Raw genomic sequence first — 13,533 nt, 5'->3', positions numbered from 1 at the left:
TTTATAAATAATCCTCTTCATATTCTTCTGCTAAGGTTGTAGTCAAGTTATTGTTACTTTGGATTACTGCTTGAATTGCCTCAATCGCCTGAGCTAAACCAGCAATAGTGGGTACTTGAAACAAACGCTGGAGAGACAATTCTAGAGAAAAACTTTCTCGTAATCGCCCAATCACCTGACCAGCTAATAAGGAGTTTCCTCCTAACTCAAAAAAGTTGTCGTAAATGCTTAAAAGTGGCACTCTCAGAACTTGTTGCCAACATTGGGTAATTTTCAACTCTATCTCATTGCGTGGTTCTATCCACTTCATCATTTCCTGATTGTTAATTCCCCGAATAAGTCTATCCCGATCTATTTCGCCATTTTCCAAACAAGGCATTTGGGGGAGTTGTACTAAATTATAAATACAAGAATTTCCAAAACGGTCTTGTACTGGCAATTTTGGTAATTTCACAATCTCGTGAGTTTTGGCAGTGAAATAGGCAGTTAATTTCTGCAAGTTAAAGGCTGATGACTGCAAACTTTGAATGTTTTGGTTACTACCATCTAAACCAATAAATAGATGTCTTTGTTGATGTTTTAAGCTGGCAAGCATTGAAGATATGGCTTGAAAGGAAGACATAACATAGAAACCTTTGGCACGGATCAGATTTTTCATCTGATATCCCTGACTCATCCCTGTATCATCCCACATACTCCAAGCAAAACAATAACTTGCTAATCCAGTGTGAGAATTTTGATAATGGGAAAAGCAATTGAGAAAACTATTTGCAGCGGCATAAGCACCAACAGCAGTGCTACCAAAAAAACCATGTGCCGAAGAAAAGTTGATAAAAATACTGTCTGGATTGTCTTTTACCAATTGATGCAGTACCCAAGTACCCAAAACCTTGGGACGTAGTACAGATGCTAAATTATCCTGAGTTTCTTCCAGTACAACTTCTTCGTGAAAAGTTCCTGCTAAATGAAGTATGCCATCCAAATTATTTACCCAACCGGATTTATATTTTTCGACTATAATCAGCAACTGTTTTAAGTCACAAATATCAACAGCTTCGTAATTTACCTCTCCCCCAAACTGTTCTAATTCTTGATAGATTTTTATGTGTCTTTCTGAAGTTAAAGGAGTTCTACCCACTAACAGTAATCTAGCTTGGTAATGTTTCAGCAAATACCGCGCAATTTCAATACCTATACCACCAAGTCCACCGGTGATTAAATATGTCCCTCCTTGTTTGAAGGTAATCGAGGATTTAGATTTGCTTGTAAAATCAACTTGTTCTAAGCGAGGAACGAAACGCTGCCCATTTCTGTAAGCTACTTCTCGCTCTTTTGAGGAAATTTTTATTTCTTGGAGAATATAATCCCTATTTTTTTCAACTTCAGTAAAAGGTAAATCTATATGGCGACAGTTCAACCAGGGTAATTCTTGAGGAATGGTTTTGAGTAGCCCTAATACTGCTGATTTTTCATAAGCTATTCGGTCATCTGGGCAAATAGACTGGACATAAGAAGAAATAAATAGTAATTGCACAGAATTATCAGCACCCTGAACTTTGGCTAAGGCTTGAACAAGGAATAATAAACTGTATATTCCCTGTTCTTGTGCTTGTTCGAGTGCTGCTTGGTTTTTGACTTCGCCAATATACTTGTCATAGCTCCAGAGATGAAGAATCTGCCCAATGATAATATTATCTGCGGCTAGAGATTCAAGTAAAAGTTGGTAATCTTGAGATTTTCCAGGAGTAATTGTGTAGTGTGAGCGATTGATTTTTTGGAAATATTCTCCGGCTGAAACAGTTATATATGACAGGTTATTTGCTGATAATGTTTGACATATATATGCTCCCAAAAAGCAAGAATCTAGAAATACTAGGGTGGAATTAGTAGCAGTTAACTGAGAATTAAGAGTAATGGCACGTTTAGATTGCCAGACTTGGCGATAGAACCAATCAGGAATGGTATTGGCGTTACCTAGTAATATATCAATTCGTTTAATAATTGATTTAAATTCACCTGTTTGGAAACGCCGGCTGAGTTGAGAACGTTGGATTTTACCAATAGCAGTTTTGGGAATAATTTCTTTATTGACTGGAATTAAATAATCTGGATTTATCCCTACCTTATTCACAACACAAGTGCGAATTTCTTTAAGCAGAGCTAATAAACTTTTATCATCAATAATGGAAGTATGGAAAAAGATAGCCAGTTTATCGGTATTAATTCCTGGTTGTCTGACTGCACAGGCAGCTGTAAAAGAAACTTCTACTCCTTTAAGTTCTTCAACGGCAGCTTCGATTTCATGACAGTAGTAGTTTAATCCATTGATGATAATTACATCTTTGATTCTTCCAGTAATCGTTAACCGCCCTTGATGCAGAAATCCTAAATCTCCGGTATTAAACCAACCATCGACAGTAAAAACCTCTTGATTTGCTTGATGATTCTGATAGTAACCAGAGGTAACAGAAGTACCTTTTACTTGTAAACGACCAATAGTATTTTCTGCAACTATCTGTTCATTTTCATCAACAATTCTTAGTGCAGCACCAGCAATTGGCAGCCCTAATTCTACAAATGAGGTCTCATCCGATGAAGATTCTAGAGAAAAACTATCAGAGTAGGTTATACCAGAAGAAGTTTCGCACATCCCAAAAGCTGGGTGAATAGCATTACTCACTAAACCGTAACGACCTAGCAGCTTTAAGAAATTCCTTGCTGTTTTAATGACAATCGGCTCTCCAGCGTTGATGATAAACTTCATGGAAGATAAATTCCATTGCTGGCACTGGCAATTGATATCAATGGCACTATCTGAAAGATTGTCAAGGGCATCGCAGATGAGGGAAAAGGCAAAGTTAGGAGCCCAACTAATCGTAGCTTGATGTTGATCAATCAAATCTAGCCACTTGAGCGGATTCTGCACAATCAAGTTAGTGGGTATATGAATTTGTTGGCAACCTAAACTTACGGCCATGATACTCAGAGAAACTAACGCACCCACATGATCTAAAGGCATCCAGTTTAAAACACTTTCCTGGCTGGAAAAATGACCCATTAAAATTAAGCCAGTTGTCATACTCAATATATTGCGATGATTCAACATCACACACTTGGGTATTCCAGTGCTGCCAGAAGTTAGAAACAAAATTGCTAAATCCTCTGGTTGACTAGGATGCAATTTTAAATCTGGTTCATATTGACGCAACTGGTAAACAGTTACAATTTGAAAGTTTTCTAAGTTTAGAAGTCTGAAAAAATTATCAATGTCAGGAGCTAAATTAGCACTCGTTAGGACAAGAGGTTTTCCTAACATCTGCCAAGTGTTTTGTAATTTGCTGGCGTTACTGTTGGCTGGTTCATAGTTAGGTGTGATGGATACTGGTACCGGCACAAATCCCCCTAATACGCAACCCCAAAAAGCACAGATGAAATCTTGATTATCTTCTAATTGAAAAATTACTTTATCTTGAGGTTGGAGTCCTAGTTTTCTCAATCCCGCTAAAATGCGTTGGGCATCTTGCCATAATTCTCTGTAAGATTGAACTTGCTCACTTCCATTAGATTTAATGTAGCTAATACCTCTAGTGGAATTTGTAGCGGCTTGCTTTAATACTTCTGTTAAAGTTTGAGGAGCATCTTCAGAATATTTGAGTACTTCACCGTGACTAATAGCTAATTTTTTGAGTGAAGAATAATTCTTGTTTTCTCTTGTCTGAATACGAGTGTTTATTTGTACTTTTTCTTGGATATTTTCATCGAGAGTTACTTGAATCTCACCTAGTAAATCATCTAAATGTAGAGGTGGAATTTTGTTAACAACAGGTTCGGCAACCACAGCAACAAGCTCAATTTCTGATAATGACTCTAATTGCTCTTCTAAATTACCCATTAACTCAGAGTCAAGAACTTCTAAATTGGCTAGAGTAACTTCATCTACCTCACCTCCTACCGTTAAAGGTATGGTTGAGATTGGCACAAATGCTGTAGGCATCAATTCTTTAGGCAGAATTGTTTGCAGATGAGACTTTAATTGTTCTGGTATGAATAAACCTGATGGAACGATATAGGCAACTAATTCCTGTTTCAGCTTTTGTGTTTGTTTCTCCCGAATTACACAATCACTTACAGTCAAACTCGACAGAATAGCAGCTTCTATTTTTTTGTATAGAAAAATTTTATCACTTGTGATTGTTAAAACTTGACTATGATTATTTAACTGCATCAGGTTTGATATCCTTATTATTATTATTATTTATAAACTAAGGTTATTTTAGGTTTGAAATTATTATTATTTTTACTTATGTATGATTTTTGCATCATTCTACAGATAGATAATCTCAGTTTTATCAATAAAATGCAATAGTAGTTAAGACAGTTAAGAAAATAATTAAAATAGTTAGATAGACAGTTAAGACATTTAAAAAGATAGTTAAGACATTTAAGACATTTAAGAGGACAGTTAAGACATTTAAGGGAATAATAAAAATATTTAAAATTAGGATTTACGCATAAAAATTGGTCATTCAGACTAGGTATAGGGAAATAGCTCGACAAAACTTGTACACGATGTAAACCCATAATCCCTTTTCAATTACTGGGTTTTTTGTATCGCTGTGTGAGTCTAACTTGAAAAATGATTGCTATGGATATAGGTGACATTGGGGGACATCGGTATAGTCTTTCCAAGAGTAATACCATTTCACTTTAAAAATGATACACAGACGAAATTTGTTCGTATATCATATAGGATTGCTATATCACCCATTACGCGATCGCAACCCCAACTACCAACCATCCTAGAGTCTCAGACTTGCTTTGAGAAGATGTTGAGCAAGATGTCAGGAAGGGGTTTATTGAGTTTGTGTCTGAATTTTGAATCCTAGAAAATATCATCAAGCAAATTTTTACCTGTATTTTATATCTCTTTATTCTCTAAATTTAAACTGTTGCTGAAAATATGCTCACTCAACACATTTTTATTTTGAGATATTGCTTGTGATGAACAAAAAAAAATGCCATTTTCGCTATTCTCAAATTAACTAATGATGGTAATTATGGCTTACGAATCTTGGTCACAAGTTGTAATTCGTACAGTTCTGGAATGGGAAAGACGTAACACAGGGGTAAAATCTACTTTGGTGATTCCAGAACTGAAGACAAAATCAAAACGTAAAAGTGCTTAGTAACGATACTCAATGGCTGTGACAAAGTTGCCATCTACACATATTTTTTTGATGCAGCCATTGAGTATTAATCGTTTATCTTGGGGTTGTAATTCTTGCCAGTAACTTGTATTAGCAAAAGCCTGGATAATTCTGTCTTTAGCAATTAGAGATTCTTTAGCTGCATTATTTTGTGTTCCTAGCGCGATCGCAATTTGTTCTTTCAAGTCATTTTTGATTTGTTCTATCGCTAAACTTGGTGGTAAGGTTTCCAAAGTATTCAGCGATGCACGCAGGGTTTTGACTTCTGCGGGTTCCTCTATTGGTAATGGTTCATCTGTTTCTACTAAGTTCGCTAACCGTTCGGCTTCTTGTGCTAAAAAATCTACTACTTGGATATCTAATACTTTTGATGAAATCATATTTTTATTGCTACAGTTGCCAGCTTTATACAAACGGCACTGATAATAATAGATAGCTTCCCCATCTTTATTTACCCTTTTTGCATGGCGCGTCATCGAACCTCCGCAATGAGCGCATTTGATTAAATTAGCAAATGGGTTTACTTCGTTATCTTCTCTAGAAGCCCATCGGTTATTGCGATTTTCTCTAATAATCTGTTTTACGCGTTCGTGTTCTTCATAGGTGATAATTGCTTCATCATCATGAGTTCCCCATTTTACTTTCCACTCGTCAAAGTTTTTGCGTTTCCCCTTTGATTTAACGTAAGTATCATAAGGTAAACCCCCTGCGTAAACAGGGTTTACTAATAATGCTTTTAGACCTGCGATCGACCATCTTAACCCAGACCAAGGATAACGTAAGGGGTGGTTAGCTTTATTTGGTGTAAATACAATATTATCCAAGTCATCATCATTGACAATTCGTGAAGATGTTTCTGGCTTATTCAAATCAAAAGCTTTTGTTTCTATACCGAAATCTGCGTGCAACTTCCGCACAGTCGCCGCTACCGAACCACACTCAAAAAAAGTGTTAAAAATATATCTAGCTACATCAGATACAGTTAATTCTCTGCGTCCTTCCAACAAACAAACACATGGTGAGCGATCGCAGATATATTTATCTTTGTCGATACGATATCCTAATGGGGCAACTCGGTGACTTTTGCCTTGGTTCACCCGATGACGACGTTCACTTTTTAATCTCTCTGTCACCATTCTGACCTCAAATTTGGCAGCCGCCAACAACATATCTATGGTTAATTCTCCGCCAAGGCTGTCAGGGTCTACTCCTTGATCTAAAGCTACTAGTTTAATTCCCTTGGAACGCAACACCTCCAACAATGAATAAAACAACCGCGATGATGAACCAATCCGGTCAATCCGGGTAAATTGCAGAGATTTAACTTTTCCCTTGGGCGATGTTTTCAAATCATTAATTAATTGTTGCAGTCCTTCCCTGACTTCTGTTGTCCGCGATTGAATATCCCAATATACTTTGGAACATCCTGCACCGCGCAAGCGTTCTATTTGTTTACGCAACGCACCTTTATCTGTTTGCTGTTCTTCACCGCTGACTCTGGCATAACCCCAACTTTCCATAACAACGCATAGATACGACTTTCAATTATATTTGATAGTAAATACTTCTAGTCTCAGAAGTTCTCTGAACAAATGCAAAAGCATCAGGGTGAAATCCTAGGGGTATAAATAATGAGCGTCATTTATCTAGATAATAATGCGACTACTAAGGTAGACCCACAGGTTTTAGAGGCAATGATGCCTTATTTAACCGAATATTACGCCAACCCCTCAAGTATGCACACCTTTGGCGGGCAACTGGCTAAAGCAGTGAGAACAGCCAGAGAACAACTTGCCGCCCTCTTAGGTGCAGATGAATCAGAAATTGTTTTTACCAGTTGTGGAACCGAGGGAGATAACGCAGCCATTCGCGCCGCTTTGTTAGCCCAGCCAGAAAAGCGCCACATCATCACCACCCAAGTAGAACATCCGGCGGTGCTGAATGTCTGCAAACAACTAGAAACCCAAGGTTACAGTGTTACCTATCTTTCGGTAAATAGTCAGGGGCAGTTGGATCTAGATGAACTAGAAGCCTCGCTGACAGGGAACACCGCCTTGGTAAGCATCATGTATGCTAATAACGAAACAGGTACGGTTTTCCCGATTGAGCAGATTGGATTACGCGTTAAAGAACGCGGCGCACTGTTCCACGTCGATGCAGTGCAAGCAGTGGGTAAACTGCCACTGAACATGAAGACCAGTACAGTAGATATGTTAACTATGTCTGGTCATAAAATTCACGCACCCAAAGGTATTGGCGCGTTGTATGTGCGCCGGGGCGTGAGATTCCGTCCCCTGTTGATTGGTGGACACCAAGAACGCGGTCGCCGGGCGGGTACAGAGAATGTTCCAGGTATCGTTGGTTTAGGTAAAGCAGCCGAGTTGGAATTGCTGCATTTAGAAGAAGCAACTAAGAGAGAAAGACAGTTGCGCGATCGCCTGGAACAAACTCTCCTCGCTAAAATCCCTGATTGTGAAGTTAACGGGGATGTTAAGAACAGATTGCCCAACACCACCAACATCGGTTTTAAATATATCGAAGGTGAAGCAATCCTACTTTTGTTAAATAAACACGGTATCTGTGCCTCATCTGGTTCCGCTTGCACCTCCGGTTCACTCGAACCATCCCACGTTCTGCGGGCAATGGGTTTACCATACACCACTTTGCATGGTTCCATTCGCTTCAGTCTTTGTCGCTACACCACCGATGCTGAAATCGATCGCGTCATTGAAGTCATGCCCGAAATTGTAGAACGTCTCCGCGCTCTGTCGCCATTCAAAAACGACGACGCAGGTTGGTTGCAATCGCAGTCATTAGTCAATAGTCATTAGTCATTCGTCATTGGTCATTTGTCATAACACACAAATGACTAATGACAAAGGACAAATAACAAATGACGACTAATCCAAAATCCAAAATCCAAAATCTAAAATAGACCATGTGGGACTACACAGATAAAGTATTAGAACTGTTTTACGATCCCAAAAATCAGGGAGTCATCGAAGAAACGGGTGAACCTGGAGTTAAGGTTGCAACGGGAGAAGTAGGAAGTATTGCCTGCGGTGATGCTTTAAGACTACACCTGAAAGTAGAAGTAGAATCTGATAAGATTCTGGATGCACGTTTCCAAACCTTTGGCTGTACCAGTGCGATCGCTTCTTCTAGTGCATTGACCGAAATGGTTAAGGGTTTGACTTTAGATGAAGCCTTGAAGGTATCTAACAAAGATATTGCAAATTACCTCGGCGGCTTACCCGAAGCCAAAATGCACTGCTCAGTTATGGGTCAAGAAGCCCTAGAAGCCGCAATTTATAACTATCGTGGCATTCCTTTGGCTGCCCATGACGATGATGACGAAGGCGTTTTAATTTGCTCCTGCTTTGGTATCACTGATACAAAAATTCGCCGCGTAGTGAAAGAAAATAACCTTACTACTGCGGAGCAGGTAACAAATTATGTCAAAGCTGGTGGCGGATGCGGTTCCTGTTTAACAAAAATTGATGATATTATTAAAGATGTAGAGCAGGAAGTCGCCACAGCCAGTAAAGACAGCATTAACGGCATAAAAGCTCCAGAAATTCTTAATAACGGTCAAATAGCCACAGCCACAAGACCACTAACAAACGTTCAAAAGATTGCCTTAATTCAAAAAGTTCTCGATGAAGAAGTTAGACCCGTCCTGATTGCAGACGGCGGAGATGTCGAACTGTACGACATCGAAGGAAATATCGTTAAAGTCATCCTCAAAGGTGCTTGTGATTCTTGTCCCAGCAGCACCGCCACCTTAAAGATAGCGATTGAATCGAGACTGCGCGATCGCATCAGTAAAGACATCGTAGTTGAAGCAGTCTAATTAACCAGTTGACAGTTAACAGTTAATTGTCAACAACCAAAAGAACTTTCACAACTTCATAACCAACTAAATGTACATTATGCCAATGCGATTTTCGGTAGAGCGATCGCCACCGGCGGCGTTCTACAACCACTCACAGCCATAGCTCAACAGGCGTGAGATTCTCAAACAAAAACAAAGACCCATTAACCAACCAATTGTAGGAAAAGAGAACCATGACTGACGAAAAAATTAGACAGATAGCTTTCTATGGTAAAGGCGGTATTGGTAAATCTACCACCTCCCAAAACACCCTGGCAGCTATGGCAGAAATGGGTCAACGCATCATGATCGTAGGATGCGACCCTAAAGCAGACTCTACCCGTTTGATGCTCCACGCTAAAGCACAAACCACCGTATTACACTTGGCTGCTGAACGCGGTGCAGTAGAAGACCTAGAACTCGAAGAAGTAATGCTGACCGGTTTCCGTGGTGTTAAGTGCGTAGAATCTGGTGGCCCAGAACCCGGTGTAGGTTGCGCTGGTCGTGGTATTATCACCGCCATCAACTTCTTAGAAGAAAACGGCGCTTACCAAGACCTAGACTTCGTATCCTACGACGTATTAGGTGACGTTGTGTGCGGTGGTTTCGCTATGCCTATCCGTGAAGGTAAAGCACAAGAAATCTACATCGTTACCTCTGGTGAAATGATGGCGATGTATGCTGCAAACAACATCGCTCGTGGTATTTTGAAATACGCTCACTCCGGTGGTGTACGCTTGGGTGGTTTGATTTGTAACAGCCGTAAGACAGACCGGGAACACGAACTCATCGAAACCTTGGCAAAACGGTTGAACACCCAAATGATTCACTTCGTACCTCGTGACAACATCGTTCAACACGCTGAATTGCGTCGTATGACCGTCAACGAGTACGCACCTGACAGCAACCAAGGTAATGAATACCGTGAATTAGCTAAGAAAATCATCAACAACGACAAGCTCACCATTCCTACACCAATCGAGATGGACGAACTAGAAGCACTGTTGATTGAATACGGTATCTTAGATGATGATTCTAAGCACGCAGACATCATCGGTAAGCCCGCAGAAGCTACCAAGTAAGTAATTCCCTAATTAGGAGTCAAGGAAAGTATGAAGTATGAAGTGTGAAGTATGAAAATTCCCTTCATTCAGCTTTAGCCTTCAGCCTTCATTCTTCTCCTCTCCCTTTTTTCCCTCCATTTCCCCATCTTTAACTGTTACCGAGGCAGACTATGACACCTCCAGAAAACAAGAATCTTGTAGATGAAAATAAGGAACTAATTAAAGAAGTTCTGCAAGCTTATCCCGAAAAAGCTCGCAAAAAACGCGAAAAACACCTCAACGTCCACGAAGAAAGCAAATCTGATTGCGGCGTTAAGTCTAACATCAAATCCATTCCTGGTGTAATGACCGCCCGTGGTTGTGCTTACGCAGGTTCTAAAGGTGTGGTTTGGGGCCCTATTAAGGACATGATCCACATCAGCCACGGCCCCGTAGGATGCGGTTACTGGTCTTGGTCTGGTCGTCGTAACTACTACGTAGGTGTAACAGGTATCAACTCTTTCGGTACCATGCACTTCACCTCCGACTTCCAAGAACGCGACATCGTATTTGGTGGTGACAAAAAACTAACCAAAATCATCGAAGAACTAGAAGTTCTCTTCCCCTTGAACCGTGGTATCTCCATTCAATCTGAATGTCCCATCGGTCTAATCGGGGATGACATCGAAGCTGTTGCTAAAAAAGCTTCTAAGCAAATTGGTAAGCCAGTTGTACCCCTACGTTGCGAAGGTTTCCGTGGTGTATCTCAGTCTTTAGGCCACCACATCGCTAACGACGCTATCCGTGACTGGATTTTCCCTGAATTTGACAAAGCTAAGAAAAACAATACTCTCGACTTCGAGCCAAGCCCCTACGACGTAGCATTAATCGGTGACTACAACATCGGTGGTGATGCTTGGGCAAGCCGGATGTTATTAGAAGAAATGGGCTTGCGTGTTGTAGCTCAGTGGTCTGGTGACGGTACACTCAACGAGTTGATTCAAGGCCCTGCTGCTAAATTAGTTCTCATCCACTGCTATCGTTCTATGAACTACATCTGCCGTAGTTTGGAAGAACAATACGGTATGCCTTGGATGGAATTCAACTTCTTCGGCCCCACCAAAATTGCTGCATCTTTACGCGAAATTGCAGCTAAATTTGACTCTAAGATTCAAGAAAACGCTGAAAAAGTCATCGCTAAGTACACACCAGTGATGAATTCGGTACTTGAAAAGTATCGTCCTCGCTTGGAAGGTAACACCGTAATGTTGTACGTAGGTGGTCTACGTCCTCGCCACGTTGTTCCCGCTTTTGAAGACTTGGGTATCAAAGTTGTCGGTACAGGTTATGAGTTCGCTCACAACGACGACTACAAACGTACCACCCACTATATCGATAACGCCACCATCATTTACGATGACGTTACCGCTTACGAATTCGAGGAATTCGTTAAAGCTAAGAAGCCAGACTTAATCGCTTCTGGTATTAAAGAGAAGTACGCCTTCCAAAAGATGGGTCTTCCCTTCCGTCAAATGCACTCTTGGGATTACTCCGAACTTGGCGACGGGGCGAATATGTCAGGTAAATCAAGCTTTTCTTGTGACGGGAGAAAAAAGAGTCTATTTTTAGCCTAAATGCAGGTTGTAGGGTTATCTGAGAACAATATATTTTTGCGGCTTAAGACAATATAACTCTTATATGGTATGTTTTTTGGGTTTTGGTTAGATTTTTGTTACTTTAAAAGTGTAAATTAAAAAACTATTTTAAATGATATTTTTTAGATTAATATGGGCGATCGCTTCAATTCTAAAGAACAATTATTTTAGATTATTTGAAATAAATGTCCGTTGTTATATTACTGGAGAGATACGATAGATAAGCTCGCCTCTCAAGATGAAGTTAAAAAATTTAGTAACGTGGATCGTAGTCATCCCTCCAATCTCCACCCAGATATAGGCCACCATACTCTAATGAGTTACCATGATCAGTTAATGAAGATATATCATTAGAGTACTTAAATCCAAGCTTTTCTCTCCATGCTTGAAGTACTTCATATTCCATATTGCCATCGAAGTATAAAATCCTAGCTGCTTCAAGAAAAGAATCTACAAGTTGCTTATGAGCCTCTAAAAATCTTTCATCTGGTTGGTTTAATAAATGAAGAATAGTGTCTGGAACTTGTATCAGTTTGTTAAACTGTGACTGATTTAACTTAAAGACTTGGCTATTGACCTCTACATCATATTCATTATTGGAATTAGCAATTAATTTTCCTATTACACCTGTCCTTGGAGATGCGAAATGATTGCCAACTGTAGCTGAGTTCATAGTATTTGCTTAAAAATAGAGAATGGTAAGTTTAATTGCGCTAAAAAGTGAATATCTGCCAACTATTCACCAATTAATGGATGTTGTCTGCTTTTACAGTTCTAAAAATTTTTAGGTTTCAGTGTAGTTCAGCAAATGTATGCTTATGAAGAGAATACCCAGAAACTGCTGATGTACAATCACCAAATTATACTGAAACTTTCTAGATAACCTTATCAATTGTTCATGTGTGGAATAAAATTACCACCGTAGGTGATCGCACTTAGCACTCAAAAACTAATTAAACTGTCCAATCCTCTATTAACAATCCCGGTACTTTGCTAAAATCTCGATGATTGCGTGTTAATAAAACTAATTTACGAGATAAAGCGATGCCTTCTCTTTCAGAGACGCTACCGCGAACGGCGGGCTACGCCAACGCGCCAAGCAACTATAGTAAGCGATCACTCCAAGTACACAAGACATGCGATCGCAGATTCAATCAAGCAACTAACTACTCACTACTGAATTGCTGAACAATTGTCTGCACAATGGCCAAAATTGCCCCTATGTTATCCAAGTAATATCTCTGCTGATCAAGGAAAGCTATTTTTTGGGAAAGTTGAAGAAATTGCCATACTTCTCCTGTTGTCACACATCCATACACAGACTTTTCTGCTTGGTTAGCTGAACGATTAAATAAATCTGCTGCTACCATTTGGGCGATACATTGCCCTAACCCAGCTTCAACATCATTTTTCTTTGCTTCTACAATGGTGATAATTGGCGATCGCAAAGGTGGTAAAGGTGGAGCTAATGCGAGAATAAAATCACATTCTCCTATCAAACCTTGTGCAGGATCAACATCAAGTCTTTGTCCAGAAAAAATAGCTAACCTATCTTGGCTGATATCTCGGCAGGCTAGTAAAATCGGTGCAATAATAAACTCGCTCCGAGCTTTTTCACTAATCAAAAATATAGCGGTTCTCAGTTGGGTGCAATATAGTAACAACAGTGAGTAAACCATCCAATAATGTCTTTTTTAGTCACTGCATCTAGGGCATTTGTGATAGCTTGATCTAATTCTTCGTAGGTTCTAGCA

At 39.7% G+C, this 13,533-nt stretch carries 9 protein-coding genes; 5 read left to right on the top strand and 4 right to left on the bottom strand.

Going from position 1 to position 13,533, the window contains the following annotated elements; translation table 11 throughout:
* Position 1 precedes the first annotated feature (1 nt).
* Positions 2-4,225 (bottom strand): SDR family NAD(P)-dependent oxidoreductase, encoded by a 4,224-nt coding sequence (locus H6G75_RS29885; protein ID WP_190983529.1) that lies wholly within the window; start codon positions 4,223-4,225, stop codon positions 2-4.
* Positions 4,226-5,057: 832 nt separating this feature from the next.
* Between H6G75_RS29885 and H6G75_RS33680 the strand changes: the two genes are divergently transcribed.
* A complete protein-coding gene (locus tag H6G75_RS33680) occupies positions 5,058-5,186 on the top strand; it encodes a hypothetical protein (protein ID WP_277884119.1) in 129 nt (42 codons plus the stop codon).
* On the opposite strand, the gene xisF is transcribed toward H6G75_RS33680, so the two are convergent.
* Positions 5,183-6,727 carry a fdxN element excision recombinase XisF gene (gene xisF / locus H6G75_RS29875; protein ID WP_190983528.1) on the bottom strand — a complete coding sequence of 515 codons (1,545 nt, stop codon included), beginning with the start codon at positions 6,725-6,727 and terminating at the stop codon, positions 5,183-5,185. The two genes, H6G75_RS33680 and xisF, sit on opposite strands and share 4 nt — an antisense overlap.
* Before the next feature lie 111 nt (positions 6,728-6,838).
* On the opposite strand from xisF, the gene nifS reads away from it, so the two are divergent.
* The 4 genes from nifS to nifD all read left to right on the top strand — a co-directional run bounded on the left by nifS (position 6,839) and on the right by nifD (position 11,758).
* Positions 6,839-8,038: a cysteine desulfurase NifS gene (nifS, locus tag H6G75_RS29870; RefSeq protein WP_190983527.1), complete on the top strand. Its 1,200-nt coding sequence runs from the start codon at positions 6,839-6,841 to the stop codon at positions 8,036-8,038.
* 107 nt (positions 8,039-8,145) lie between these two features.
* Positions 8,146-9,060, top strand: a complete 915-nt coding sequence (gene nifU, locus H6G75_RS29865; protein ID WP_190983526.1) for a Fe-S cluster assembly protein NifU — start codon at positions 8,146-8,148, stop codon at positions 9,058-9,060.
* Positions 9,061-9,275: 215 nt separating this feature from the next.
* Complete coding sequence (gene nifH / locus H6G75_RS29860) at positions 9,276-10,163, top strand: nitrogenase iron protein (protein ID WP_190983525.1); 888 nt, start codon at positions 9,276-9,278, stop codon at positions 10,161-10,163.
* 152 nt (positions 10,164-10,315) lie between these two features.
* Positions 10,316-11,758 carry a nitrogenase molybdenum-iron protein alpha chain gene (gene nifD / locus H6G75_RS29855; protein ID WP_190983524.1) on the top strand — a complete coding sequence of 481 codons (1,443 nt, stop codon included), beginning with the start codon at positions 10,316-10,318 and terminating at the stop codon, positions 11,756-11,758.
* Positions 11,759-12,032: 274 nt separating this feature from the next.
* On the opposite strand, the gene H6G75_RS29850 is transcribed toward nifD, so the two are convergent.
* On the bottom strand, positions 12,033-12,452 hold the full coding sequence (locus tag H6G75_RS29850) for a hypothetical protein (RefSeq protein WP_190983523.1): 420 nt from the start codon (positions 12,450-12,452) through the stop codon (positions 12,033-12,035).
* Positions 12,453-12,945: 493 nt separating this feature from the next.
* The gene (locus H6G75_RS29845) at positions 12,946-13,404 is read right to left on the bottom strand and encodes a hypothetical protein (RefSeq protein WP_206757384.1); all 459 of its coding nucleotides are present in this window, start codon (positions 13,402-13,404) and stop codon (positions 12,946-12,948) included.
* Between the last annotated feature and the right edge of the window lie 129 nt (positions 13,405-13,533).

The sequence above is a fragment of the Nostoc sp. FACHB-280 genome, assembly GCF_014697615.1.
Taxonomy (GTDB): domain Bacteria; phylum Cyanobacteriota; class Cyanobacteriia; order Cyanobacteriales; family Nostocaceae; genus Nostoc_B.
This window is presented reverse-complemented; position numbering and strand designations above follow the sequence as displayed.